At 74.0% G+C, this 24,270-nt stretch carries 25 protein-coding genes, 2 tRNA genes and 1 riboswitch; of the genes, 20 read left to right on the forward strand and 7 right to left on the reverse strand.

Going from position 1 to position 24,270, the window contains the following annotated elements; genetic code table 11:
* Positions 1-4 precede the first annotated feature (4 nt).
* On the reverse strand, positions 5-379 hold the full coding sequence (locus AC1UE5_RS03135; RefSeq protein WP_482920601.1) for an ATP-binding protein: 375 nt from the start codon (positions 377-379) through the stop codon (positions 5-7).
* A 137-nt stretch (positions 380-516) separates the two neighbouring features.
* On the opposite strand from AC1UE5_RS03135, the gene AC1UE5_RS03140 reads away from it, so the two are divergent.
* The 4 genes from AC1UE5_RS03140 to AC1UE5_RS03155 all read left to right on the forward strand — a co-directional run bounded on the left by AC1UE5_RS03140 (position 517) and on the right by AC1UE5_RS03155 (position 2,032).
* Positions 517-600, forward strand: a tRNA-Leu gene (locus tag AC1UE5_RS03140).
* 42 nt (positions 601-642) lie between these two features.
* Positions 643-715: transfer RNA gene (locus AC1UE5_RS03145), tRNA-Glu, on the forward strand.
* A gap of 133 nt (positions 716-848) precedes the next feature.
* Complete coding sequence (locus tag AC1UE5_RS03150) at positions 849-1,190, forward strand: hypothetical protein (protein WP_482920602.1); 342 nt, start codon at positions 849-851, stop codon at positions 1,188-1,190.
* 101 nt (positions 1,191-1,291) lie between these two features.
* The gene (locus AC1UE5_RS03155; RefSeq protein WP_482920603.1) at positions 1,292-2,032 is read left to right on the forward strand and encodes a helix-turn-helix domain-containing protein; all 741 of its coding nucleotides are present in this window, start codon (positions 1,292-1,294) and stop codon (positions 2,030-2,032) included.
* A 17-nt stretch (positions 2,033-2,049) separates the two neighbouring features.
* Here the strand turns inward: AC1UE5_RS03155 and cobS are convergent, their stop codons facing one another.
* Together cobS and AC1UE5_RS03165 are read right to left on the reverse strand one after the other, a co-directional pair.
* Positions 2,050-2,793, reverse strand: coding sequence for an adenosylcobinamide-GDP ribazoletransferase (gene cobS / locus AC1UE5_RS03160; protein WP_482920604.1), 744 nt, complete (start codon positions 2,791-2,793; stop codon positions 2,050-2,052).
* 22 nt (positions 2,794-2,815) lie between these two features.
* On the reverse strand, positions 2,816-3,379 hold the full coding sequence (locus tag AC1UE5_RS03165) for a cob(I)yrinic acid a,c-diamide adenosyltransferase (protein ID WP_482920605.1): 564 nt from the start codon (positions 3,377-3,379) through the stop codon (positions 2,816-2,818).
* Positions 3,356-3,585: riboswitch (cobalamin riboswitch) on the forward strand. It overlaps the preceding gene by 24 nt.
* Before the next feature lie 34 nt (positions 3,586-3,619).
* Here AC1UE5_RS03165 and AC1UE5_RS03170 point away from each other — a divergent pair.
* The 10 genes from AC1UE5_RS03170 to AC1UE5_RS03215 are packed head-to-tail and all read left to right on the forward strand — an operon-like array spanning position 3,620 to position 13,630.
* Positions 3,620-4,726 (forward strand): hypothetical protein, encoded by a 1,107-nt coding sequence (locus AC1UE5_RS03170; RefSeq protein ID WP_482920606.1) that lies wholly within the window; start codon positions 3,620-3,622, stop codon positions 4,724-4,726.
* 25 nt (positions 4,727-4,751) lie between these two features.
* Entirely contained in the window at positions 4,752-5,381 is a 630-nt protein-coding gene (locus AC1UE5_RS03175) for a hypothetical protein (protein ID WP_482920607.1), read from the forward strand.
* Positions 5,378-6,334: a DUF4430 domain-containing protein gene (locus AC1UE5_RS03180; protein WP_482920608.1), complete on the forward strand. Its 957-nt coding sequence runs from the start codon at positions 5,378-5,380 to the stop codon at positions 6,332-6,334. Before AC1UE5_RS03175 ends, AC1UE5_RS03180 begins: the two co-directional genes overlap by 4 nt.
* Entirely contained in the window at positions 6,331-7,194 is an 864-nt protein-coding gene (locus AC1UE5_RS03185) for an energy-coupling factor transporter transmembrane component T (RefSeq protein WP_482920609.1), read from the forward strand. The genes AC1UE5_RS03180 and AC1UE5_RS03185 overlap by 4 nt, the downstream gene beginning before the upstream one ends.
* Positions 7,195-7,199: 5 nt before the next feature.
* A complete protein-coding gene (locus tag AC1UE5_RS03190; RefSeq protein ID WP_482920610.1) occupies positions 7,200-8,840 on the forward strand; it encodes an ABC transporter ATP-binding protein in 1,641 nt (546 codons plus the stop codon).
* Positions 8,837-10,384 (forward strand): prenyltransferase/squalene oxidase repeat-containing protein, encoded by a 1,548-nt coding sequence (locus tag AC1UE5_RS03195; protein ID WP_482920611.1) that lies wholly within the window; start codon positions 8,837-8,839, stop codon positions 10,382-10,384. The genes AC1UE5_RS03190 and AC1UE5_RS03195 overlap by 4 nt, the downstream gene beginning before the upstream one ends.
* Positions 10,385-10,397: 13 nt before the next feature.
* A complete protein-coding gene (locus tag AC1UE5_RS03200) occupies positions 10,398-11,483 on the forward strand; it encodes a Re/Si-specific NAD(P)(+) transhydrogenase subunit alpha (RefSeq protein ID WP_482920612.1) in 1,086 nt (361 codons plus the stop codon).
* A complete protein-coding gene (locus AC1UE5_RS03205; protein WP_482920613.1) occupies positions 11,480-11,758 on the forward strand; it encodes an NAD(P) transhydrogenase subunit alpha part 2 in 279 nt (92 codons plus the stop codon). Before AC1UE5_RS03200 ends, AC1UE5_RS03205 begins: the two co-directional genes overlap by 4 nt.
* Positions 11,759-11,765: 7 nt before the next feature.
* Positions 11,766-13,175: an NAD(P)(+) transhydrogenase (Re/Si-specific) subunit beta gene (locus AC1UE5_RS03210; protein WP_482920614.1), complete on the forward strand. Its 1,410-nt coding sequence runs from the start codon at positions 11,766-11,768 to the stop codon at positions 13,173-13,175.
* Between the two features lie 2 nt (positions 13,176-13,177).
* Positions 13,178-13,630 (forward strand): DUF2199 domain-containing protein, encoded by a 453-nt coding sequence (locus tag AC1UE5_RS03215; RefSeq protein WP_482920615.1) that lies wholly within the window; start codon positions 13,178-13,180, stop codon positions 13,628-13,630.
* 22 nt (positions 13,631-13,652) lie between these two features.
* On the opposite strand, the gene AC1UE5_RS03220 is transcribed toward AC1UE5_RS03215, so the two are convergent.
* Positions 13,653-15,146: a calcium-binding protein gene (locus AC1UE5_RS03220; RefSeq protein ID WP_482920616.1), complete on the reverse strand. Its 1,494-nt coding sequence runs from the start codon at positions 15,144-15,146 to the stop codon at positions 13,653-13,655.
* Positions 15,122-15,754, reverse strand: a complete 633-nt coding sequence (locus AC1UE5_RS03225; RefSeq protein WP_482920617.1) for a DUF2461 domain-containing protein — start codon at positions 15,752-15,754, stop codon at positions 15,122-15,124. Before AC1UE5_RS03225 ends, AC1UE5_RS03220 begins: the two co-directional genes overlap by 25 nt.
* 55 nt (positions 15,755-15,809) lie before the next feature.
* Here AC1UE5_RS03225 and AC1UE5_RS03230 point away from each other — a divergent pair, with 55 nt between their 5' ends.
* Entirely contained in the window at positions 15,810-16,175 is a 366-nt protein-coding gene (locus AC1UE5_RS03230) for a hypothetical protein (protein ID WP_482920618.1), read from the forward strand.
* A gap of 39 nt (positions 16,176-16,214) precedes the next feature.
* A complete protein-coding gene (locus AC1UE5_RS03235) occupies positions 16,215-16,733 on the forward strand; it encodes a hypothetical protein (protein ID WP_482920619.1) in 519 nt (172 codons plus the stop codon).
* A 3-nt stretch (positions 16,734-16,736) separates the two neighbouring features.
* Here AC1UE5_RS03235 and AC1UE5_RS03240 read toward each other — a convergent pair whose 3' ends face one another.
* A complete protein-coding gene (locus AC1UE5_RS03240) occupies positions 16,737-17,531 on the reverse strand; it encodes a hypothetical protein (protein WP_482920620.1) in 795 nt (264 codons plus the stop codon).
* A 65-nt stretch (positions 17,532-17,596) separates the two neighbouring features.
* On the opposite strand from AC1UE5_RS03240, the gene AC1UE5_RS03245 reads away from it, so the two are divergent.
* From AC1UE5_RS03245 to AC1UE5_RS03260, 4 genes are all read left to right on the forward strand, one after another.
* A complete protein-coding gene (locus AC1UE5_RS03245) occupies positions 17,597-19,279 on the forward strand; it encodes a glycerol-3-phosphate dehydrogenase/oxidase (protein ID WP_482920621.1) in 1,683 nt (560 codons plus the stop codon).
* A 78-nt stretch (positions 19,280-19,357) separates the two neighbouring features.
* Positions 19,358-21,187, forward strand: coding sequence for a hypothetical protein (locus tag AC1UE5_RS03250; RefSeq protein ID WP_482920622.1), 1,830 nt, complete (start codon positions 19,358-19,360; stop codon positions 21,185-21,187).
* 7 nt (positions 21,188-21,194) lie between these two features.
* A complete protein-coding gene (gene folP, locus AC1UE5_RS03255) occupies positions 21,195-22,094 on the forward strand; it encodes a dihydropteroate synthase (protein WP_482920623.1) in 900 nt (299 codons plus the stop codon).
* Positions 22,095-22,208: 114 nt separating this feature from the next.
* Positions 22,209-23,654 (forward strand): Rho termination factor N-terminal domain-containing protein, encoded by a 1,446-nt coding sequence (locus AC1UE5_RS03260; RefSeq protein WP_482920624.1) that lies wholly within the window; start codon positions 22,209-22,211, stop codon positions 23,652-23,654.
* Here the strand turns inward: AC1UE5_RS03260 and AC1UE5_RS03265 are convergent.
* Positions 23,651-24,118, reverse strand: coding sequence for a hypothetical protein (locus AC1UE5_RS03265; RefSeq protein ID WP_482920625.1), 468 nt, complete (start codon positions 24,116-24,118; stop codon positions 23,651-23,653). The genes AC1UE5_RS03260 and AC1UE5_RS03265 overlap by 4 nt on opposite strands.
* Positions 24,119-24,270 lie beyond the last annotated feature (152 nt).

Here is a 24,270-nt window from a genome sequence, read left to right on the forward strand (position 1 = left end):
GCGCTCAAGAGCGATCGATCTCGAACCACACGTGGGTGGAGCCCGCGTGGACGCCCCAGCGGTCCGTCAGCTCCTCCACGAGGTGCAGCCCCCAGCCGCCGACGTCGGTCTTGGGCCGGTCGCGCGCGACGGGCGTGAAGCTCGATCCCTCGTTGACGACCTCGACGCGCAGCGTGCGCGGGCGCGGCGCGTCGATCTGGAGCCGCACCGAGCCCTCCGCGCCGTACTTGACGGAGTTCGTGACGAGCTCGGAGACGAGGAGCACCACGTCGGGCCGGACTGCGGGATCGATCGCGGGGCCCAGCTGCTCGACCGCGCGCCGCGCGTGGTACGGCGCGCGCGGATCGCGGGGGATGTCGACGTCCAGACTCGTCCTCATCGGCGTCACTGCTGGTGAGCCCAGCCTAGTACAGGGTTTCCGCCCGATGTCCCTGCAAAACGTGTCTCATCGCACATCGGGCGCGGGCAGGTTCTCCGGGTGAGCGGGAACGCGCGCGCTACTATCTCCGCCGCCACGCGGATGTGGTGGAATTGGTAGACACGCAGGCTTCAGGTGCCTGTGCTCGCAAGGGCGTGGAGGTTCGAGTCCTCTCATCCGCATAGCTCGCAGGGGGCGTTGCTACCCTGTCGAGCGGCCAACAGGCCGCTATCGTCTAGGGGACTAGGACGCCGCCCTCTCACGGCGGAAACCCGGGTTCGAATCCCGGTAGCGGTGCTCGATCTGACCCTCGCCTCGGCGGGGGTTTCGTCGTTCTGGAGCAGATCGCGCCACCGGTGAGCAAGTGCTGAGTTATGCTCGCCGGCGTGTCCGAGTCCACCGGGCAGAGCATGCTCGTCGACTCGACACGGTGCTGAACGTCCTGCACGGCTGGCTGGGGGAGGCGGTCGAGGTGCGCGTCGAGGTCGCCGAGCCGCCGTTCACGCTCGGCCGGATGCGCGGCGTGCTCGCCGGGGCGGACGGCATCGCGACGCCCGAGCACGACGGCGAGTACGGGTTCGCGCTCGGCACGGGCCGCGAGTTCGCCTTGCGGCGGTCGCACGCGCCCGAGGGCGTCCTCTGGCCGTACGCCGGGCGGCTCGAAGTCGCAGTGATCGACGACGCCGCGACGGCGGACACGATGGACGAGACGGTGGCCGCGCGGCTCGTGTTCTCCGGCCCGCCGCTCGGCGCGCCGCCCGCGCGCGGGTGAACGACCGGGCCGAACGCGCCTACGCAGGCGTGGTTCGGCGACCGCGGGGGTAGGCGTCCGGAACGGGACCGAACCGGTTCCGTCCCCCTACCCTGGAGACCTTGGCGCCCAACGTCGTGCATGTCCTCGAAGAGGACCCTCAGCTCGCCTCCGCGCTGGATGAAGCGGAGCTCGCCGTCGCCGCGCGGCACCTCGTGGCCGCGGAGGTGCGGCTGCCCCGTGGAGCATGGAAGGCCGACCATCCCCTGGGCGGTTCGCCTGGCGATCTGGGGTTCCTCATCCTCGACGGGTTCCTCGTCCGCGAGACCGCCGTGGGGCGGCACTCGACGGCCGAGCTGCTCGGCTCGGGGGACCTGATCCGCCCGTGGGACCACCGCGAGGACGCGGGCGGTGCGCCCGTGGACGCGGAGAGCGCGTGGCGCGCGCTGCAGCCGACGCGGCTGGCGGTGCTCGACGCCCGGTTCGCCGCGCTCTGCACCCGCCTGCCGACGATCACCGCCGAGCTGCTCAGCCGTACGCTGCGGCGCTCACGGCTGCTCGGGCTGCTGCTCGCGCTGAGCGCGATGCCCCGGCTCGATGCGCGGCTGCTCGCGCTGCTGTGGCACCTGGCCGACCGGTGGGGGAGCGTCGGGACCGAGGGCACGACCGTGCCGCTCAAGCTCACGCACGCGACGCTCGCGCAGCTCGTGGGAGCGCAGCGCCCGAGCGTGACGAGCGCGCTGCGGACGCTGGAGGACCGCCACCTCGTCCGGCGGCTGCCCGAGGGCGGCGGCTGGCTGCTGCTGGGCGACCCGCCGGGCGATCCCGAGCAGGCGCTCGCGCGGGCCCGCGTGGCGGCGTAGCGGCGGTCCGCGACCGGCTACCAGCAGGCGGCGAGGGCGACGTACGCGCCGAGCTCGACGAGCTTGTTCGTCGCGCCGTAGACGTCGCCGCTCGCGCCCCCGAACGACCGCAGCGCCGCGAGCGAGCACACCGCCATCACCGCGAGCGCCACGCCGAGCGCCGCGAAGCCCGGGCCGACGCCGCCGCACAGCAGCGCGACCGCGACCGCGACGACCGTCGTCGCCGCGACGTGCGGCCAGCGGGTCCGGAGCAGCGCTCCGGCGCCGTCGGGCTGCGCGGGCGGCAGCAGCCACGCGAGCGGCACGGTCGACCAGCGCCCGAGCACGTGGCCGACGAGCGCGGCGAGCAGGACCTCGTCGCCGTCGAGCGGCGCGAGCGTCGCGAAGGGCAGCGCGACCGCGAGCACCACCGCGAGCGCTCCGAACGTCCCGACCCGCGAGTCGCGCAGGATCTCGAGCTTCCGGGCGCGCGTCGTGTGCGCGCCGAGCGCGTCGGCGCAGTCCGCGAGGCCGTCCTCGTGGAGGCCACCGGTGACGAGGATCGCGGCCAGCAGCGCGAGGAGCGTCGCCGGGCCCGCGTCGACGCCGACCGCGTCGAGCCCGATCCGCACGCCGCCGAGCACCCCGCCGACGAGCAGCCCGACGACGGGGAACCAGAGCGACACTCCGGAGAACCGCTCGGCCGTGAGTGGCGCGGTGTCCCGCACCGGCAGCCGCGTGAGGAAGCCGACCGCGGTGCGGAGGTCAGCGACGGGGGTCACCGCGCAGCGGCGCGGGCGCGTGTCACTGGAAGCGACCGGGCTCCCACAGCGGCTCCTCGCCGCCGCGGTTCGCCCCGCGCGAGAGGATGAAGAGCAGGTCGCTCAGGCGGTTGAGGTACCGCAGGACCTCGGGGTTCGCGCCCTCGACCTCCAGCGCGCGCCGCTCGGCGCGCCGGCACACCGTCCGGCACACGTGCAGGTGCGCGGCCGCCTCGGTCCCGCCCGGGAGGAGGAACGAGCGCAGCTTCGGCAGGTCCGCGTTGACCTCGTCGCAGCGCTCCTCCAGCCACGTGACCTGCTCGGGCCGCACCCGCAGCCGCTCGCGCGCGGCAGGGTCGTCGGACTCCGGCACGGACAGGTCGGCGCCGACGTCGAACAGGTCGTTCTGCACCCGGCGCAGCCAGCCGGCATACGCGTCGGGCAGCCCCGCGGCGTGGAGCGTCACGCCGATGTGGGAGTTCAGCTCGTCCACATCGCCGTACGCCTCGATGCGCGGATGGGTCTTCGGCACCCGGCTCATGTCGCCGAGATGGGTCTCGCCCGCGTCGCCGAGACGCGTGTAGATGCGCGTGAGGTTGACGGTCACCGGCGCTAGGATTGCATGCGTCAAGGGTCGGTGGCCAAGGGAAGTCCGGTGCGAATCCGGCGCGGTCCCGCCACTGTGACCGGGAAGCGATCCGCACGCGACGACGCGAGCCACTGGGCCGAGGAGACCTGGGAAGGCGCGGTGAGCAGGGCCAGGCAAGGCCCGCCCCGGGAAGCCAGGAGACCTGCCTCCGACCAGCAAGCATCAACGCCCTCGTGGAAGCAAGGGGTGGCTCCTCGCATGAACGTCCTGTCCCGCGGCCTCACCGCCGCAGCCTGCGCCGCAGCGCTCGTCACGACCGCCGCGGCCCCCGCCGCGGCCGACACCGTGAACATCCGGATCGAGGGCGATGACGCGACCCTCGCCTCCAAGCAGCGCCTCGTCGTGCCCGCCAGCGGCACCTTCGCGATGGCCGACGGCACGCCGTGCAACTGGGACTCGATCGGCGGCGCCATCGAGACCGTGACGGGCGGCAACTGGGACCGCAAGGCGCTCACGAGCACGATCGCCGGGGAGTCGCACACGTACGCGCAGAACGACTGGTGGCACGTCTGGCAGAACCGCAAGCCGACGACCGCGGCGAACTGCGCCGTCCCGCTCGCCGACAACGACGACATCCTGATCTTCGCCCAGCGTGACGACGCGCAAGGCAACCCGACCCGGATGCCGCTGGTCGTCTCGATGATCACCGCGCCCTCGAACGGCGTCGCGGCCGAGGTGTGGGTCCAGGAGGACACGTTCACCTACAGCGACGGCGTCGTGACCAAGCCGGCGGCAGGCGTGACCGTCACCGCCGGCCCCAAGAGCGGGGTCACGGACGCCGCGGGCCGCGTCTCGTTCAGCGGCCTGCCGGACGGCGTCAACCCGATCCAGGCCACCGCGCCGAACCGAGTGCGCTCGAACGTCTTCTCGCTCATCACCAACGCCGGTCCCCAGGTCCAGCCGCCGAGCACGCCGCCGCCGACGCAGAAGGACACGACCGCGCCGCGGAGCAAGATCGTGGGTCTGGCGAAGCGCGTCTCGGCCGCCAAGGCGCCCAGGCTCCTCAAGGGCACGGTCACCGAGGCCGGCGGGATCCGCTCGGTCAAGCTCCGTCTCACCCGCACCAGCGGCGGCAAGTGCTACGCGTGGAGCGCCAAGCGGGAGCGGTTCATCCGCCGCCCGAAGTGCGGCGCGAGCAGCGGCTGGTGGTGGAGCGTCGGCGACAAGGCCGACTGGGAGTACCAGCTCCCGGCCAAGCTCCCGAAGGGCCGCTACGTGCTCGACGTGAAGGCCACCGACCGCAGCTACAACCGTGACGAGGAGCGCCGGACCGGCGAGAACCGTGCCGTCTTCGAGGTTCGCTAGCACCGCCTTCGCGGCGTTCGGTGCGGTGCTGGCCCTGGCCGGCACCGCACAGGCCGCGTCCCCGCGCGTGGAGGCGCTGGTCGTCGGCCGCGACGGCTGGAGCGTCGGCCCGCAGCAGGTGAGCGTCGGGGCGCTCACGGTCGGCTCGTGCCGGCTCCAGGCGGGGCTGCCGATCGGCGTGCTGCGCGCGCTGCGCCTGCCGTTCACCGTCGAGGGCTCGTGCCGCGCGCTGTACGTCGACCAGGTCCGCGGCGACCGCGAGCGCGGCGCCGCCGGCTGGGTCTACAAGGTCGGCCGCCGCGTCCCGGGCCGCGCCGCCAGCGATCCCGCCGGCGCGCTGCGTTCCGGCCAGCGCGTCACCTGGTTCTGGTGCAAGCGCGCCGGCGCGTGCGGGCGGACGCTGGCGACCAGCGGGCGCTCGGCCAACGGCCGCCTGACGGTGACCGTGACCGGCTACGACGACTACGGCCGCGGGACCCGCGTCGCCGGCGCGACGGTGATCGTCCGCCGCGTCGGGACGAGCACGCGCCAGACGTACCGGACGGGGAGCGACGGCACCGTGACGGTGCGCGTCGCGCCGGGCAGCCGCTACCGGATCGACAGCCGCCGCGCCGGGCTCGTGCGCGGCTTCCCCACGGAGGTGCGCGCACGATGACGCGGAAGTCCCTGAGCGTCGCGGTCGCGGCCACGATCGCCCTCGCCACCGGCTGCGGCCCGGGCACCGGCGCGGACGAGCCCGCGAGCGTCAAGCTCACCATCACCGACGGCTTCGGCGCCGAGACGATCCTCGAGCAGCCGTCCCCGAAGGTCGAGGGCGACGACACCGTGATGCGCCTGCTCGAGCGCAACGCCGAGGTCAAGAAGCGCTACGGCGGCGGCTTCGTGCAGTCGATCAACGGCGTCACCGGCGGGCGCGAGGGCGGCCGCCCCGTCGACTGGTTCTACTTCGTCAACGGCATCCTCGAGGACGAGGGCGCCGCGTCGACCGACGTGCGCGGCGGCGACCGCATCTGGTGGGACCGCCACGACTGGGGCGCGGCCAACACCACGCCCGCGGTGGTCGGCTCGTTCCCCGAGCCGTTCGTGTCCGGCATGGACGGCAAGAAGTTCTCGACGCGCATCGAGTGCGACGAGGGCATCCGCGACGCGTGCGACACGGTGCAGGACAAGTTCGGCGAGCTCGGCCTCGTGGTCGGCAAGTCACGCCCGGGCACCGAGGGCGGGTTCGAGAACCTGCGCGTGCTCGTCGGGCGCTGGCCGGCGCTGCGGGGCGACCGCTCGCTCGTGCGGCTCGAGGACGGCCCGAAGGCGAGCGGCGTGTACGCGCGCATCTCCGAGGACGGCAAGAAGATCACCGCGCTCGACGCGCGCGGCGAGGTCGCGCAGGAGCTCGGCCCGGGCACCGGCCTGATCGCCGCGACGCGGTGGCGCGAGGACGCTCCGACCTGGGTGGTGACCGGCACCGACGACGCGGGCATCCGCGCGGCCGCGGCGGCGTTCGACGAGAGCGCGCTGGCCGAGAAGTTCGCGCTCGCGGTCTCGCCCGAGGGCCAGGGCGTGCCGCTGCCGGTGCCGGACGACGCGACCGAGGGCGCGGGCGCGGGGTGACCTACGAGCGCCGCTCCAGCCCGCTCCACGCGGCTCGCGCCGCGGTGGCCGCGGCCTGGGCGCTGGCGCTCGTCACGTTCGCCCTGCTCACCGAGCACCCGCTCGTCCTCGCCACCCTCCTGGCGGTCTGCGTCGCCGCGGCGGCCGGCGCCCACGTCGGCCGCCGCGTGCTCGGGATGGCCAAGTACGCGCTCCCGTTCGCGGTGCTGATCGCGCTCGTCAACCCGCTCGTCTCGCGCGAGGGCCTGACAGTGGTCTGGCGGTTCGGCGACGTGCCGCCGTTCGGCGAGATCGACGTCACGCGCGAGGCGCTCGTCTACGGCGCGCTGCTCGGCCTCCGCGCGCTCGTGATCCTCTTCGGCGCCGCGCTCTTCACCGCGACGGTCGACCCCGACAGCCTGCTGAGGCTGTTCCGCCGCGTGAGTCTGCGGAGCGCGCTGACCGCCGCGCTGGCGGTGCGGCTCGTGCCGGTGCTGGCGCGCGACGGGCGGCGGCTGGCTGAGGCCGGGCGCTGCCGCCTCGACGAGCCCGGCCGCGTCGCGGTCATGCGCGCGGTCGCGTCGGGCGCGCTGGACCGCGCCGCCGACGTCGCCGCGACGCTCGAGGTGCGCGGCTACGGCACGCACGGGCCGTCGCCGTCGGCGCTGCGCGAGCCGTGGTCGCGCCACGACACCGCCTTCGCCCTGTCCGCGGCCGCGATCCTCGCGCTGGCGGTCGGCGCCGAGCTGCTGGGCATCGGGGGCGTGACCGCGTACCCGCTGACCGAGGTCGACGGGGGCGCCGGCGTCGTCGCGCTGTGCGGGCTGACCGCGCTCGCCGCGCTGCTGCCCTTCGCCGGCCGCCGGGGGATCGAGCGCTGAGCGGCATGCTCGAGTTCGACCGCGTCACCTACACGTACCCCGGCGCGGACACGCCGGCGCTCGACGACGTCTCGTTCGTCGTCGAGCCGGGCGAGTTCGTCGTCGTGGCGGGCCTGAGCGCCTCGGGCAAGTCGACCGTCGTCCGCGCCGCCGCCGGCCTGGTCCCGCACTTCCACGGCGGGGAGTTCGGCGGGCGCGTCGTCACCGGCGGGCTCGACACGCGCGACCACGGGCCGTCCGAGCTGAGCGCCGTCGCCGGCACGCTGCTGCAGGACCCGGAGACGCAGGTCGTCCTCAACACCGTCCGCTCCGAGCTGGCCTTCCCGCTGGAGAACCGCGGCCACGGCGCGGCGAGCGTCGCGCGTGGGGTGGAGGAGGCGGCGCTCGCGCTCGGCATCGCGCACCTGCTCGACCGGCCCACGCACGAGCTGTCCGGCGGGGAGCTGCAGCGGGTGGCCCTGGCCGCCGCGCTGGCCGGGCGCCCGCGCCTCGTGCTCCTCGACGAGCCGACCTCGCAGCTCGACCCGGTCGCGGGCGACGAGCTGATCTGGCTGCTGCGGCGGCTCAACGAGGAGTGGGGGACGTCGATCGTGCTCGTCGAGCACCGGCTGGAGCGGTGCCTGGCCGCCGCCGACCGCGTGCTCGCCTTCGACCGCGGGCGCTTGGCCTGCGACGCCGGGCCGCGCGACTTCCTGGCCTGGGCCGCGGACAACGCGCCCGCGCTCCAGACGCCGGCCGCGCGCCTGCTCACGCGCGCGGGGCTGCGGCCGCCGCCGGCCGGGGTGAAGGACGCGCGCGCGACGCTGCGCGCCCACGGCCTGCTGGAGACCTCCGCGCCGCGCCGCGGGACCGAGGAGCGGCGCGCGCGCCCGCGCAAGGCCGGCACCGGCGCCGGCCGGCTGCTCGGGCGCCTGCGGACCACCCGCGCCGGGGAGCCGCCCGCGCTCGCGCTCCACGGCGTCTGGCACGAGCTGCACGGCGGCCGCGCGGTGCTGCGCGGCATCGACCTGCAGCTCAAGCCCGGCGAGCGCGTCGCGCTGATGGGCCGCAACGGCGCGGGCAAGTCGACGCTGCTGCGCCATGCGGCGGGTCTCCTGCAGCCCACGCGCGGGAGCGTGCGCGCGAGCGGGCGCGTGGCCCTGCTCCTCCAGCACCCCGGCGACTACCTCCTGCACGACCGCGTGGGGGACGAGGCGCCGTCCGACGCCCTCGCGGCGGTCGGGCTCGACCACCTCGACCCCGAGCGCAACCCGCGCGACCTGTCCGGCGGCGAGCGCCAGCGGCTCGCGCTGGCCGTCGTGCTGGGCGCGGGCGAGCAGCCGCCGGTCGTGTGCCTCGACGAGCCGACCCGCGGGCTGGACCGCGGCGCCAAGGGCGACCTCGCCGACCGGCTGCGGTCCCTCTCGCTCGAAGGCTCGGCGGTGCTCGTCGCCGTCCACGACCCCGAGTTCGCCGCGTCGTTCGCCGACCGCGTGGTGCTGCTCGCCGACGGGCGCGTGATCGCCGACGGCAAGACCGCCGACGTGCTGACCGGCGGCTGGTACTTCGCCACCGAGACGGCGAGGATCGTCGAGGGCGCCCTGCTTCCCGAGGAGGGCGCCGCGATCCTCCGCAACCGCATGACCCTGGAGGTCCCCGAGGCATGACCTGGCAGCTCGCGTCGCTCGCGATCCTGGCCGCCGCGCTCGCCGCCGGCTTCGGCTGGTACGAGCGCCAGCACCCGACGGCGAAGGTGCTCGCGCTCGTCGCGACGCTGGCCGCGCTCGCCGCGCTGGGCCGCCTGGCGTTCGCGCCGCTGCCGTCGGTCAAGCCGACGACCGACATCGTGCTCCTCTCCGGCTACGTCCTCGGCGGCGCGCCGGGCTTCATCGTCGGCGCGGTCGCCGCGCTGGCCTCGAACTTCTTCTTCGGTCAAGGCCCGTTCACGCCGTGGCAGATGGTCGGCTGGGGCGCGGTCGGGCTCGCGGGCGCGGGGCTCGCGGCGGTCTTCGGGCGGGAGCTGGGCCGCTGGTCGCTGGCCGCCGCGTGCGCGGTCGCGGGGCTGCTCTTCGGCATGTTCATGGACTTCCACCTGTGGGTGACCTACACCGGCCACAGCACGGGGGAGCTGGGCGTGATCCTCGGCCAGGGCGTGCCGTTCAACGTCGCGCACGCGCTGGGGAACGTCGCGTTCTGCCTCGCGTTCGGCCCGGTGCTCGTGCGCGCGCTGCGCCGGTTCCGTGCGCGGTTCGAGATCACCTGGCGCCCGGTGCCCATCGCCGGCGCGGCGGTCGCCGCGGCGCTGCTCCTCCCGCTCGCAGCCTCCACTGAGGCCGCGCGTGCGGCGACGCCGGTCGAGTACCTCCAGGCCGCGCAGACGCCCGACGGTGGCTACGCGGACGCGAAGGGTGGCGAGCAGGCCGACCCGATCGCCTCCGGCTGGGCCGTGGTCGGGCTCGCCGCCGCGGGCGTCGACCCCGGCCCCAAGGCGGCCGCGTACGCCGCCGCCGAGGCGGAGAAGGTCACCGACGTCGGCGACCTCGAGCGCGTCATCCTCGCGCTGCGCGCGACCGGCCAGGAGGTCAAGCCGACGCTCGCCCGGCTCACCCGCAAGCAGGAGCGCAACGGCTCCTACGAGCAGCTCGTCAACCGGACCGCGTTCGCCGTGCTGGCCTACCGCGCCGCCGGCCGCGCCGCGCCGAAGAGGACGCTCGCGTGGCTGCGCGCGCAGCAGAACGAGGACGGCGGCTGGAGCGTCGCGGGCAAGGGCGGCCCGAGCGGCATCGACGACACCGCGGCCGTGATGCAGGCCCTCGGCCGCTCGAAGGCCACGAAGCGCGCCGCGGCGTGGCTCGCCAAGCGCCAAGGCGAGGACGGCGGCTTCCCGCTCACGCCCGGCGAGCCGTCCAACGCCCAGTCGACCGCGTTCGCCGTCCAGGCCTTCCTCGCCGCCGGCCGCGACCCGTCCAAGGTCCGCCGCGGCGGGTCGCGCTCCCCGCTCGCCTATCTGCGCTCCCTCCAGCAGGCCGACGGCTCGGTCCGCTACTCGCGCACCAGCGACCAGACGCCGACGTGGGTGACGGCACAGGCGTTGGCCGCGATGGAGAAGCGTGTGCTTCCGGTCACACCACGGCGGCAAAACACCCTGAAACGGGTCGACCTTCACCAGTTTCGCGAGTTCACCGCGCTGTTACTAGCCGCATTTGTGTAGCGTCCCGCGCCTCGTGAAGGTCGGAGTCCCTAGAGAAACCCTGGAGAACGAGCGCCGGGTCGCGCTCGTTCCGGAGGTCGTCAAGCGGCTTGCGGCGAAGGAGATCGGCGTCGTCGTCGAGTCCGGAGCCGGAGCCGGTGCGCTCCTCCCTGATGAGCTGTTCACCGAGGCGGGAGCCGAGATCGGCGACCCCTGGAAGGCCGACGTGGTGGCGAAGGTCGGTGCCCCCACGCCGGAGGAGATCGCGAAGCTGGGGGAGGGGTCGATCCTGATCGGCTTCCTCGCGCCCCTCACGCAGCCGGAGACGGCCCAGGCGCTGGCGGACAAGGGAGTCACCGCCTTCGCCATGGAGTCGATCCCGCGCATCACGCGTGCGCAGGCGATGGACGCGCTGTCCTCGCAGGCGAACATCGGCGGCTACCGCGCGGCGCTGCTCGCGGCGACGTCGCTGCAGCGCCTCTTCCCGATGCTGATGACCGCGGCGGGCACGATCCGCCCCGCGAACGTGCTGGTCCTGGGCGTCGGCGTCGCCGGCCTGCAGGCCATCGCGACCGCGCGCCGCCTCGGCGCGCAGGTCACCGGCTACGACGTGCGGCCCGAGGTCGCCGAGCAGGTGCAGTCGCTCGGCGCCAAGTGGCTCGACGTGGGCGTGGACGCGGCCGGCGAAGGCGGCTACGCGCGCGAGCTCACCGACGAGGAGAAGGCCAAGCAGCAGCAGGGCCTGCAGGACGCGATCGCCAAGTTCGACGCGGTGATCACCACGGCGAACGTGCCGGGGCGGAGGGCCCCGGTGCTGGTCACCGCGGCGGCCGTCGAGTCGATGAAGCCCGGCAGCGTCATCATCGACATGGCCGGAGAGTCGGGCGGCAACTGCGAGCTGTCGGAGGCGGGCGAGAGCGTCGTCAAGCACGACGTCACGATCGTCGCGCCGCTCAACCTGCCGTCGCAGATGGCCGAGCACGCGTCGCAGCTGTACGCGCGCAACGTCCTCTCGCTGCTGGAGCTGTTCGTCGGCGACGACGGCGAGATCGCGCTCGACTTCGAGGACGAGATCATCGCCGGCGCCTGCGTGACCAAGAAGAAGGAGGCCGCGGCATGACCGTCGTGACCGAGCTGGCCATCGTGGTGCTCGCCGGCTTCCTGGGCTTCCAGCTCATCTCGAAGGTCCCGAACACCCTGCACACGCCGCTGATGTCGGGCACGAACGCCATCCACGGCATCGTCGTCCTCGGCGGCCTGCTGGTCATCGGGCCGGCGGACGGGTTCCTGACCCAGTTCATCCTCGTCATCGCGATCGCCTTCGGCACGATCAACGTGGTCGGCGGCTTCCTGGTGACGGACCGGATGCTCGAGATGTTCAAGAAGAAGGACTGAGCGCACGATGATCCTCGCTTCGTTCCTTCAGGATCCTGACTTCATCACGATCCTCTACGTCGTCGCGTTCAGCCTCTTCGTCATCGGCATCCAGGGGCTGACCGGGCCGTCCACCGCCGTCCGCGGCAACCGCATCGCGGCGGTCGGCATGGCCATCGCGGTGGTCGCGACGCTCCTCTACGAGGGCGTCGGCGACTGGGGCCTGATCGCCCTCGGCGTCGCACTCGGCACGGCGGTCGGCATCCCGGCCGCGCGCAACGTGAAGATGACCGCGATGCCGCAGATGGTGGCGCTGTTCAACGGCGTCGGCGGCGGTGCGATCGCGCTGATCGCGTGGGCCGAGTTCCGCGAGCACCACGGGGACCTGACCGACCTCGAGTTCGGCATCCCGCTCGTGTTCGCGGCGATCATCGGCTCGATCTCGTTCTGGGGCTCGAACATCGCGTTCGCCAAGCTCCAGGAGCTGATCAGCGGCAAGCCGGTGAAGATCCCCGGCGGCGTCTTCCTCAACGGCTTCCTGCTGCTCGTCGCCATCGGCGCGGGCGTCGCGCTGCTGGCCGGCGAGACGTCGGAGGGCCTGTTCCTCCTGCTGCTCGTGGCGGCGGCGATCGTCGGCAACACGTTCGTGCTGCCGATCGGCGGCGCGGACATGCCGGTCGTCATCTCGACGCTCAACGCGTTCACGGGCCTGTCCGCGGCCGCCGCGGGCATGGCGCTCGACAACATCGCGCTGATCGTCGCGGGCATGATCGTCGGCGCGTCCGGCACGATCCTCACCCAGCAGATGGCCGAGGCCATGAACCGGACGATCGTGTCCGTGCTCATGGGCGGCTTCGGCGGCGACGCTCCGGCGGCCGCCGGACCGGGTGGCGGGGAGACCGGCGGGACCGTGCGGTCCACGTCCGCCGCGGACGCCGCGATCCAGATGGCGTACGCGCGGCAGGTCGTCGTCGTGCCGGGCTACGGCATGGCGGTCGCCCAGGCGCAGCACGCCGTCCGGGAGCTGTCGAAGGCGCTCGAGGCGCGCGGGGTGGAGGTCAAGTTCGGCATCCACCCGGTCGCCGGCCGCATGCCGGGGCACATGAACGTGCTCCTGGCCGAGGCGGACGTGCCCTACGACCAGCTCAAGGAGATGGAGGAGATCAACGGGGAGTTCGGCCGCACCGACGTGACGCTCGTCATCGGCGCGAACGACGTCACGAACCCCGACGCCCGCACGAAGCCGGACTCGCCGATCTACGGGATGCCGATCCTGAACGTCGACGAGTCGCAGTCGGTCATCGTGCTCAAGCGCTCGATGGGCTCCGGCTTCGCCGGCATCGACAACCCGCTGTTCTTCAACCCGAAGACGTCGATGCTGTTCGGCGACGCCAAGGCCTCGGTGAGTGAGGTCGTGTCCGAGCTGGGCAACATCTAGGAGTGCCTGCCTTCCTCTTCGATGCGCCTGGCGCGTGGGACCCCGCGGTGCACGCGGGGTCCCCGCGCAGCGCGCTCTCCAGCGACCAGTGCGTCATCGAGGAGGAGCAGTGGTTCCTGCGCGGCCTCCTCGCCATCCCGATCGAAGGTGGGGAGGAGGACCTCGTGTACGGCGTGTGGCTCTCGGTGTCGGAGGGCACGTTCGACCGGGCCGTCGAGCTGTGGGAGAACCCGGGCCGCTTCCGCGACCCGGCCTACCCTGGCTGGCTCGCCAACGACGTCCCCGGCTACGACCCGCCGACCACCGGCCTCCTCGCCCGCCTCAAGAACCAGCCCGTCGGCAAGCGCCCGCTCGTCCAGCTCCACGCCGAGGCCGACCACCAGCTGGTCACCGACACGCAGAACGGCATCACGCCCGAACGCGCGGAGCAGCTCACCGCCCTCGCCCGCAGCTGATCCTCGCGCTCGGTCGAACCGCCTAGCGGTAGATCCGCTCGCACGTGTCCTCGAGCACCTGGTCGTAGGGATCCGCGTAGACCACGTCGCGACCGGGACCGCACCGCACCCGGTCCCAGTCGCGGTCGTGGACGTTGATGCGGTCGTTCCCCTCGCCGCCGACGATGCGGTCGTTGTCCAGGCCGCCCCACAGCCAGTCGTCGCCGGGCCCGCCGCGGATCGTGTCGTTGCCGCGGTCGCCGGTGATGCGGTCGGCGCCGCTGCCGCCGCGCAGGGCGTCGTTCCCGGTCCGCCCGGCCATCGTGTCGCCGCCGGGGCCGCCGCTCATCCGGTCGTGGCCCGGCTGGCCCTCCATGATGTCCCGGCCCGCCTCGCCGAAGAGCCGGTCGTTGCCGCTCCCGCCGAGGACCTTGTCGTCGCCGCCCGCCGCCCAGACCCAGTCGTGGTCGGCCAGCGACATGATCTTGTCCGCGCCCGGCGTGCCCTGCAGGCGGTTGGCGACCGCCGTGCCGAGCAGCAGCTGCAGCCCGTCGAAGCCGGGGTCGTAGGGGGAGCGGTCGGTCAGCTCGACCGTCTCGCAGCCCGTGATGTTGCCCTTGGCCTTGTCGGCGGCGTCGACGATCGCGACGTCGATCCCCGGGCCGCAGTCGACGTAGTGGTCGGCGAGCTCGTACAGCGCGTCGTCGGCGTCCTCGCGCGCGAGCAGGTCGGCCGGGATGTCGTCGCCCGCGTGGACGACGTCGTCGCCGCTGCCGCCGAGCAGCTCGTCGGGCCCTTCCCCGCCCTCCAGCCGGTCGTTGCCGGCGCCGCCGCGCAGCGCGTCGCGGCCCTCGCCACCCTGGAGGAGGTCGGCGCCGCCGTCGCCGCGCAGGGAGTCTCGTCCCGACGCCGCCACGAGCCGGTCGTCCCCGCCGCCGCCCCGCAGCTTGTCGCTGCCGCTGCCCGCGAAGAGCTGGTCGGCGCCGCCGTCGCCGTAGAGCCGGTCGGCCGCGGTGCCGCCGCTGATGCGGTCGTCGCCGTCGCCGCCGCGCGCGCGGTCGTGGCCGAACTCCAGCGTGATGCGGTCGTTCCCCGGCCCGCCGCGGCCGCTGTCGTCGCCCGAGCCGCCGCGGATCTCGTCGTCGCCGTAGCCGCCGTAGAGCCGGTCGTTGCCGGTGCCGCCTGACAGCCAGTCGCGGCCGTCGTCGCCGAAGATGCCGTCGTCGGCGGTCTCGCCGTGGAGGCGGTCGTCGCCGGGGCCGCCGTTGAGGTGGTCGACGTCCGGGCCGCCGACGATGCGGTCGTTCCCGCTCCCCCCGAACAGCCGGTCCCACCCGCGGCCGCCGCGGATGCCGTCGCTGCCCGCGCGGCCGAAGATCATGTCGCTGCCGGACGTCCCGAAGATCAGCTCGCGGGCGGACGTGCCGCTCTTGCCGCCGCGGATGATCTTGAGGTCGCGCGCGGGCGCGGTGGCGGCGCCGACGAACAGGCAGCCGCACAGGAGCGCGCAGGTCAGCCCGCGTGTCGCTCGATCCACTCGACGAGAGGTGTGCATGCCCGCCAATGCTCCACGATCCGGTCCATCGCTGCGCGCTCGTGGAGCCACGGCCCGGTCCCCGGGGTCGCCATCGCCGCGTGGCGCTTGCAGCGCAGCAGCTCGATCCGCGCGTGGTCCTTCGGATAGCCGCGCGGCGCGGTCTTCAGCTCGGGCGGCCAGTGCTCCATGCCCTGCGCGGTGAGGTCGGCGCGGATGCGCTCGAGCGCCCGCCCGTGGACGCCGTCGTCGATCGCCCGGCGGACGTTGGCGAGCTGCTCGGCCGACAGCTCCCAGGCTCCCGCGCCGACCCGCAGGCCCTTGGCGCTGATCTCGACGTACCGCGCGGCGACCGTGTGGCCGTCCTGCCGCGCGTAGGCGCCCTGGTGGGTCTTGTACGGCGTCTTGTCCTTCGCGAACCGCACGTCGCGGTAGGGGCGGAAGATCTTGAACGCGCCGAACTCGGCCTGCGCCTCGTAGGTCAGCTCCTCGATCGGCTCGCGGACCGCGGTCTCGTACGTCTCGCGGTTGGCCTCCCAGTAGGCCTTCGTGTTGTCGGCCTCGAGGCCGCGGTAGAAGGCGAGCGCGTCGGGAGGGAAGCCGGCGAACACGCCCGCGAGGATGGCAGGTCTTGCAACCGCGAGGCGGGGCGGCCATCATCAGTGGATGGCTGCGCTGCCGCTGCTCGTGAAGGCAGCGATGGGCGCCGTGCTCCTGGCGTCCATCTGGTGGGCGTTCTTCGGCCCGCCACCGGAGCACCGTGACGTCGGCACGGCGAAGCTCTGGGGCGCGACCAGCGGCATCCTCTACCTCGCCGGCCTCTACGCGCTCGTCGCCGACCGCGCGTCCGCGCCGATCCTCGTCGGCGCCGGCGTGGTCGCGCTCTGCCTCGCGTTCTGGCACGCCCGCGGCGACGACGGCGGGGGCGGGGGCGGCTGGGACGACGGCGACGACACCGGCCCGCTCGACTGGGACCGGTTCGACCGCGAGCGCCGCGACTGGGAGCGCGGCGGCCCGCTCGTCGGGGTCTAGCCCGGGCCACGCCGTCGACCGGGCACACTGCCCGGCTGGATGATCGAACGTGGGACGTACGTGCTCGACGTGGCGGGCAGGCTCGTGGACGAGAGCGGCACGCGCCTGCTCGCCGAGATCGACCTGCCCGTGACCGGTCCGCCGCACGTCCGGCGGGTCGACGGCGAGGGCGGCCGGCCGTTCCTCGTCGAGCCGTACGGGCGCGGGTGGAAGCTGTGCGCGCGGGCGGTCGAGGATCCCGGGGACGTCCTCCTCTGGTACCGCCCGCGGACCGTGCGCAGCGGCGGCACGATCGAGCTGCCCGACGGCGCCGAGTACGAGGTGCGCTCCAGCCCCCTCAAGCGGCTCGACCTGCGGCTGCGCGAGGGCAGCCGCAGGCTGGTGGAGGTGAGCGTCCGGCCCGGCGGCGGCTGGGCCGACGTGCTGGTCGACGTGAACGCGAACCCGACCCGCACCGAGCGCGCGCCGCTCTTCGTCGCGTTCATGGCTGTCCTGGGCGCGCTCGTCTACCGCGAGGGACGCGCCCAGAAGGGCCACGGGTACGACGGACCGCTCTAGGCGCTAGCGCTGCAGCATCCGCTTCAGGCGCTCGCCGGTCTGGTTGCGGTCGAGGTCGGCGGCGAGGACCGCGACCGAGATTCGCCCGTTCTTCGACCGGGCGAGGCGGCGGTGCGCGTCGCGGCCGAGCCGGATCGAGACCGGCACCGTGCCGGCGCTGCGGAAGGCCACGACGACGGGCTCGAGGTGGATGACGCTGCGGTCGTGCTTGAGGCCGGGCGCGACGCCGCGGCGCTTGTGGCCCGGCCGGACGAGCGCCGTGAACGCGACGACGCCCGCCTCGTCGCTGCGGACCTCGAGCTTCAGGGTGCCGGTGCGCTCGATCTGCGACAGGCGCGAGACGACGTTGACGGTCGCCCGCGGGGCGCCGGAGTCCGGCCCGTACGAGGCCGAGCCCCCGAACGCGCCGTAGCCGCTGCCGCTGCCGCTGCCGCTGCTGCTGCCGCCGCCGGTGCGCGTCCCGTCGCCCGCGGTCCCGCCCGGGAGCACCGTCGTGGTGCCGCCGCCTGAGCCGCCGCTCCCACCCTGGCCGCCCGGGGCGCCGGAGGTCGGCGTCAGGCCGATGCTCGTCAGGACGTCCCCGACCGCGTCGTCCGGTAGCGCGCCTTCGCCGCCCCCGAGCAGCCGGTCGAGCGTGTCATCAAGCGGTGCGGTCGTCGTGTCGACGACGCCGCCGACCGTGTCGGTCACGCCGCCGACGACGCCGCCGACGCTCGGGAGCTGGGCGGACGCGGCGGACGGGAAGGCGAGCGCGGAGACGGCGGTCGCGGCGAGAAGGATGGAGACCCGATGGTGCATGGCCGCCGTGTGCCCGCTGACGATCAGTCAGCGAACAGAACTCGACGTTCGTACGATGCCCGGCGATGATCAGCCGCGCCGACGCCCTGACCGCGCTGGCGTCCGAGCACTTCGACGTCGTCGTGGTCGGCGGTGGCATCACGGGCGCCGGCTGCGCGCTCGACGCCGCCACGCGCGGCTACTCCGTCGCCCTCGTCGAGCGCGCCGACTTCGCGAGCGGCACCAGCTCGCGGTCCTCCAAGCTCGTCCACGGCGGGCTCAGGTACCTGCAGAACTTCGACCTCGGGCTCGTCCGCGAGGCGCTGCTCGAGCGCCAGCTGATGGTCGCGCTCGCGCCCCATCTCGTGCACCCGCTCCCGCTCGTCGTCGCCGCCTTCGACGGCCAGCGCCCCGACCGCACCGTCGGCCTGGGCCTGAACCTCTACGACGTGATGAGCGTGGACCGCCTCAAGGCGCGCAGGCCGCGCCGGTTCCGCCGCAGCGAGGCCGAGCCGGCCGAGTGGAGCCCCGACCGCCACCGCATCATCGACGGCGACGAGGTGGAGCGGCTGCTCCCCGCGCTCCAGGGCCGCGACCCCTCCGGCGGCTACCTCTTCTACGACTGCCAGACCGACGACAGCCGCCTCGTCCTCACCGTCCTCGGGGAGGCCGAGCGGTTCGGCACCGTCATCGCCAACCGCTGCGCGGTCACCGAGCTGGTCGAGCACGCGGGCCGCGCTGCGGGCGTGAAGGTCCGCGACGCCGAGACGGGCGAGGAGCTCGTGGTCCACGCCGACAACGTCGTCAACGCGACCGGCGTGTGGGCCGACCGCCTGCGCCCGGAGGAGCTCCACGACGAGGCCGAGGTCCCGGTCATCCGGCCCAGCCGCGGCACGCACATCACGCTGCGGCACGACGACGTGCCGCTCGTCGCTGGCGCGATCGTCCCCGCCGGCGGCGGCCGCACGATCTTCGCGCTCCCGTGGCTCGGCCGGACGCTGATCGGCACGACCGACGTCGACTACGACACGACCGAGCTCGACCACGTGCCCGCCTCGGCCGACGACGTCGCCTACCTGCTGGACGCCACCAACGCGTACTTCGGCACCGCGCTCGACCCCACCGACGTCACCGGCGCGTACGCCGGCGTGCGCCCGCTCATCTCCACCGGCGATCCGCGCAAGTCGGTCGACATCAGCCGCAAGGCCGAGCTGTACGAGACGTCCAGCGGGATGATCACGATCACCGGGGGCAAGCTCACGACCTGGCGCCGGATGGCGAAGATGGCGATCGACCGGCTGGTGGAGCGCGACAACGCCGACGCGCCGTGCCGCACGCACGAGATCCCGCTCGGCCTCGCGGTCGCCCCCGAGGACCTCGAGCGCGTCGAGGGCCTGCCGGAGGAGACGTACGAGGCGCTCGCCGGCCGCTACGGCCACGCCGCCCACGGCGTCCTGCGCGTCGCGGCCGAGCGCGGCGACCTGGCCCAGCCGATCGTCGACGGCCTGCCGGACCTGCTCGCCGAGGCCGTCTTCGCCGCCCGTCACGAGCAGGCCCGAACGGTCACCGACGTCCTCCTGCGGCGCACGCGGCTCGGGCTCCTCGCGGCGCGCGAGCTGCTGGAGAGCGGACCGGCGGGGAAGGCCCGGATCGCCCGTGTGGCGGGCGCGATGGCGGCCGAGGTGGGGTGGGACGAGGCCCGTACGGAGGCCGAGATCGCGCGGTTCGAAGCCGACGCCGCGGCCGAAGGCATCGTCGCGACCGCGTAACCTGCGCAACCTTCGCGCCCTGATCGTGTTGGCATCAGGGTCACGACCCCGTCCCGGAGCCGTCAGATCCCCCTGCTCATGCGCCGTACGATCCTCGCCGCCCTCATCGCCACCCTCGTCCTGCCGGCGTCAGCCGACGCCGCCTTCTTCCCGTCGGAGGTGATCGACGGGCCCAACTCCGACATCGAGTCGGTCGGGGACGTCGACCTCTCGCGCGACGGCACCGGCGGCGTGGTCTACGTCCGCAAGGACGGCGGGGTGCCGCACGTCTTCTTCAGCCCGTTCGCCAACGGCGGGTTCGCCGCCGCCTCGCGCCTGGACGGCAACCTGCCGGGCCCGTCGAGCCAGCCGGTCATCGCCGCGTCGAACAACAACCGCATGGCGGTCGCGTTCGTCAACGACGGGATGCTCTACGCGGCGGTCAAGACGAAGGACGCCCCGGGCTTCACGGCGCCGGCGCTGATCGCGTCGGGCGGCGTGACGAACCCGTCGATCGACATGTCCATCAACGGCGCGGTCTACGTGACGTTCACGGTCAACGGCGACGTCCTGGCCGCGCGCGCCGAGCGCGACAGCCCGGCGTTCAGCGTCCTCCCGGCGCCGCTCGACGTCAACCCCGCGGCAGTCGCGGGCAACGGCGAGAAGAAGCGCTCGCGCGTCGTCGTGTCCGCCGACGGCACCGCGCTGGCGGTCTGGGGCGAGGACGGGACGGACGGCCGCACGCACGTGATGGCGCGGCGGATGTTCGAGCAGCGCCTCTCGGTCGCGCCGCAGGACCTCACGCTCGACCAGCTCGACGGCGTGGGGACCGGCAACGCGGACACGCCACAGGTCGACATCGAGGACGACTCGAGCTACGCGCAGGTCGTCTACCGGCAGGACACCGCGGCCGGCCCGCGGACGGTCATGCGGCGCCTCGTCGGCTCGGCGTTCGACGGCCCGGTCGCGATCGACGGCGGCACGGCCTCGCTCGGCGGCCACGTCGACCTCAACGGCCGCGGCGAGGGCCTCTACGCCGTCAACGTCGGCGGCGGCGTGCTCGGCGGCATCATCTTCAGCAACAAGCTCAACGGCGTGCTCGGCCTCTCGGCCGGCAACGCGGTCCAGACGAACGCGGTCTCGGCGCTGGGTGAGAACGAGGACGGCGCGGTCGCGTGGTTCTCGGGCACGAGCGAGGCGGACACCGTCGTCCGCGGCCGCTACTTCGACGGCGTCGAGAAGCTCCAGGTCGAGGGCGAGGCGGTCCTCAGCAAGCCCGAGCTCGGCCCAGCCTACGTCAAGGGCGGCCTCGACGCGGCGACCAGCCGCGCCGGCGACGTCGTGGTCGTCTTCCTCCAGGGCGGCGAGAGCGACCGCCGGCTCGTCGCGGCGATCTACGACAAGCCGCCGTCGCGCATCGCCGGCTCCAACACGACGAAGGCGCGCAAGTTCACGCGCTTCGCGTGGGGCACGTCGCTCAACCTGCTCGGCCCGCCGACCTACCGCGTGGTCGTCGACGGCGTGCAGATCGGCGAGACGCAGAACCAGAACCTGGTCCCGCAGCCCGGGCAGATCACTGACGGCACGCACACGTGGCAGGTCTTCATCCGCGACCGGCGCGGGCAGGAGGTCGTCTCCCGCACCCGCACGCTGCGCGTCGACAACACGCCGCCGACGCTGACGGTCTCGCTGAAGAAGAAGAAGCGCGTCGTGACCGTCACCGCGCGCGCCGGCGACCCGAACGGCAAGGAGCCCTCGGGCCTGAGCCGCGTGCTCGTCGACTGGGGCGACGGCAAGCTCGTCCCGATGGGGACGAAGGCGTCCAAGTCGTACCCGTCGCTCGGCCGCAAGGAGATCCGCGTCAAGGCCGTCGACAAGGCCGGCAACGAGGTCGTCGTCGAGCGCAGCACCCGCATCGGCGGGAAGTAGACGCGCCGTGCAGCTCCGGGCGGGCAGCCGGACGTACGAGCTGACCCGCCCGTGGCTGATGGGCGTCGTCAACGCCAACGACGACTCGTTCAGCGACGCGGGCCGCTACGCCGGCCTCGACGCGAAGGTGGCGCGGGCCCAGGAGCTGCTCGACGCCGGCGCCGACCTCATCGACATCGGCGGCGAGTCGGGCATCACCGGGCGCCCCGAGACCGCCGTGCAGGAGGAGATCGACCGCGTCGCGCCGCTGATCGAGCGCGTCGCGGGCGAGCTGGGCGCGCTCGTCTCCGTCGACACCTACAAGCCGGCGGTGGCCGAGGCCGCGGTCGCGGCGGGCGCGGCGATCGTCAACGACGTCAGCGGCCTGCGCGACCCGGCCCTGGCCGACGTCTGCGCCCGCACCGGCGCGGGCCTGGTGCTCATGCACACCCGCGCGGCGCCCAAGCAGCGGCTGCAGGACCCCGACGCCTACGACGACGTGGTGGCGGACGTCGCGGGCTTCCTGCGCGAGCGGATGGAGCTGGCGCTCGAGCGCGGCGTGACGCCCGACCAGATCGTGCTCGACCCCGGCCCCGACTTCGCCAAGACCCCGGCGCAGACGATCGCGGTGCTCCGCCGGCTCGACGTGCTCGCGGAGCTGGGCCGGCCGATCCTGCTCGCCGTGTCGCGCAAGGACTTCATCGGCGCGGTGACCGGCCGCGCGCCCGCCGCGCGCGGGGCCGGGACGCTCGCCGCGCTGGCCGAGGGGTTCGACCACGGCGCCCACATCGCGCGCGTGCACGACGTCGCCGCGGCTCACGACTTCCTGGCCGTACGAGCGGTCCTGCGCGGCGAGCGGGAGGTCTCCGCGACGCTCGCGCTGACCGATGCGATCCGCCACGAGCCGCCCTCCGGCCGACACGGCTGACCGCACGTCCGCCGGGGCGTGCGCTACCTTCCGCCCCGCAAGAGGGAGTCGCCGGCCGCTGCATCGACGCGACGCCGGGCGCCCACCGAATCCCCACAAGGAGAGCTTCATCCCATGGCCGTCCTGACCCGCGAGGCGCTCGAGTCGAGCCCGCTCGCCGACCTGCACGTCATCGCCCGCGAGCTCGGCATCGACGGCTTCCGCCGTCTGCGCAAGGCCGAGCTGGTCGACGCGATCCTGGCCCACCAGTCGGGCGAGGACACCGGCGTGCCGTCCGAGGACGACGCGCCCGCGCCCAAGCCCCGCCGCTCGCGCCGCAAGCCCAAGGCCGAGGAGGCCGAGGAGGTCGAGGAGGTCGAGGCCGCCGACGAGGAGACGGTCGACGCCGTCGCCGAGGAGGAGGACGACGAGGCCGACGACGACGAGAAGCCGCGCTCGCGCCGCGGCCGTCGCGGGGGCCGCGGCCGTCGCAAGGCCGCCGTCGCCGAGGAGGAGGAAGGCACCACCGACGAGGACGCCGGCTCCGACGACGAGGACGAGGACACCGACGAGGACGAGCGCCCGCGCTCGCGCCGCGGCCGCCGCGGCGGCCGGGGCCGCGAGCGCGATCGGGACCGCGACCGCGACGACAACGGCGACGAGGACGAGGCCGGCGAGGACAAGCAGGTCGAGGGCACGGTCGAGCTGCTCGGCAACGGCTCGGGCTTCCTGCGCATCAGCCCGCCGGAGCCGTCCGACGACGACGTCTACATCTCCGCCGCGCAGGTGCGCCGCTGCGAGCTCGTGACCGGCGACACCGTCACCGGCCCGATGCGCCCGCCGCGGCGCTCCGAGCGCTACCCGTCGCTGGTCCGCATCGACACCATCAACGGCCGCAGCGCCGACGAGGTGGCCGAGGGCACGCCGTTCGAGGACCTGCCGGCGACGTTCCCGACCGAGCGCTTCACGTTCGGCTCGGAGGACGCGACGCTGAAGGCGATCGAGTGGCTGACCCCGATCGGCCGCGGCTCGCGCGCCACGATCGCCGGCGCCCCGCGCGCGGGCAAGACAGAGGCGCTCCGCCGCGTCGCCGCCGCGCTCAAGGACGTCGAGGGCATCGAGCTGAGCGTCGTGCTCGCGGGTGTCCGCCCGGAGGAGGTCGCGGACTGGAAGGAGGCGGGCGTCGAGCCGGCCTCGGTCACCACGCTGGCGGCCTCGCCGGACGCGCAGGCCCAGGCGGTCGAGCGCGTGATCGAGACGGCCAAGCGCATCGCCGCGCGCGGCGGGGACGCGGTCGTCCTGGTGGACACGCTCTCCTACGTGCACCCGCCGGCGGCGCGCCGCCTGCTCGCGGCCGCGCGCAACATCGTCGACGGCGGCTCGCTGACCATCGTCGCGACCGCCGACGCGCCCTTCGGCGGCGAGACGACGGTCCTCGCGCTCAACGTCGTCGAGACGAGCATCCGCCGCTTCCCGCCGGTCGACCTGGTCGCCTCAGGCACGGTCAAGCCGGAGCTGCTCGTGGGCGAGGCGGGCGCCGACGCGATCGCGCAGGCGCGCGCCTCGGCGCTCGACCGCTAGACGCGGGCGTAGGCGACGCGGCTCCAGCTCGGCTCCGGCGCGAGCTGGATCGCCTCGTCGCCGCGGTCCGGCTGGACGTACGTGAACTGGAGGGTGCGCTCGTCGAACGCGATCGACAGCTCGCCCTCCTTCACGCGCTGGTCGAGCCACGCCGAGCGGAAGACGAGGCGGCGCAGCCAGTGCACGAGGCTCCGGTCGGCGGGGCCGACGAGGTCCGGCCAGCAGTCGTTGACGTGCTCGCCCAGGCCGGAGGCCGGCTCGGCGATCTCGCCGTTGACGGCCAGGTTGACGAGGTCCTCGCGCTCGTGGTCGGCGAGTGGTGCGCGCACGAAGCCCAGCTTGCGCGCCGCCTGCTCGCAGCGCTCGCTGAAGTCCTGCTCGTTGAAGGTGAAGCGGAGCTCGCCGTACTCGAGGACGAAGTCCTCGCCGGAGTCGTAGTTGCCGCGTCGTGTGGTGTGGTCCATGAGAAGATGCCTCTTGCCCCAGAGGCCTAGGTGCCCCTTGCCCGGGGCGTCGGCATCTTAGGTGCGGTTCCTTCATCAACTCACGGCCTGAAACAGATCTTTCAGCGCCGCGGCGGGCGACGCCCCTCGGCGCCGCCCGAACCGTCGGAGAT

It is taken from the genome of Parviterribacter multiflagellatus, assembly GCF_056863265.1.

Coding starts and splice junctions, on each gene's coding strand:
- AC1UE5_RS03135 (WP_482920601.1), bottom strand. CDS start 379: ATGAGGACGAGTCTGGACGTCGACATCCCCCGCGATCCGCGCGCGCCG.
- AC1UE5_RS03170 (WP_482920606.1), top strand. CDS start 3,620: ATGAACGTCCTGTCCCGCGGCCTCACCGCCGCAGCCTGCGCCGCAGCG.
- AC1UE5_RS03180 (WP_482920608.1), top strand. CDS start 5,378: ATGACGCGGAAGTCCCTGAGCGTCGCGGTCGCGGCCACGATCGCCCTC.
- AC1UE5_RS03190 (WP_482920610.1), top strand. CDS start 7,200: ATGCTCGAGTTCGACCGCGTCACCTACACGTACCCCGGCGCGGACACG.
- AC1UE5_RS03195 (WP_482920611.1), top strand. CDS start 8,837: ATGACCTGGCAGCTCGCGTCGCTCGCGATCCTGGCCGCCGCGCTCGCC.
- AC1UE5_RS03205 (WP_482920613.1), top strand. CDS start 11,480: ATGACCGTCGTGACCGAGCTGGCCATCGTGGTGCTCGCCGGCTTCCTG.
- AC1UE5_RS03210 (WP_482920614.1), top strand. CDS start 11,766: ATGATCCTCGCTTCGTTCCTTCAGGATCCTGACTTCATCACGATCCTC.
- AC1UE5_RS03230 (WP_482920618.1), top strand. CDS start 15,810: ATGGCTGCGCTGCCGCTGCTCGTGAAGGCAGCGATGGGCGCCGTGCTC.
- AC1UE5_RS03235 (WP_482920619.1), top strand. CDS start 16,215: ATGATCGAACGTGGGACGTACGTGCTCGACGTGGCGGGCAGGCTCGTG.
- AC1UE5_RS03240 (WP_482920620.1), bottom strand. CDS start 17,531: ATGCACCATCGGGTCTCCATCCTTCTCGCCGCGACCGCCGTCTCCGCG.
- AC1UE5_RS03245 (WP_482920621.1), top strand. CDS start 17,597: ATGATCAGCCGCGCCGACGCCCTGACCGCGCTGGCGTCCGAGCACTTC.
- AC1UE5_RS03250 (WP_482920622.1), top strand. CDS start 19,358: ATGCGCCGTACGATCCTCGCCGCCCTCATCGCCACCCTCGTCCTGCCG.
- AC1UE5_RS03260 (WP_482920624.1), top strand. CDS start 22,209: ATGGCCGTCCTGACCCGCGAGGCGCTCGAGTCGAGCCCGCTCGCCGAC.
- AC1UE5_RS03265 (WP_482920625.1), bottom strand. CDS start 24,118: ATGGACCACACCACACGACGCGGCAACTACGACTCCGGCGAGGACTTC.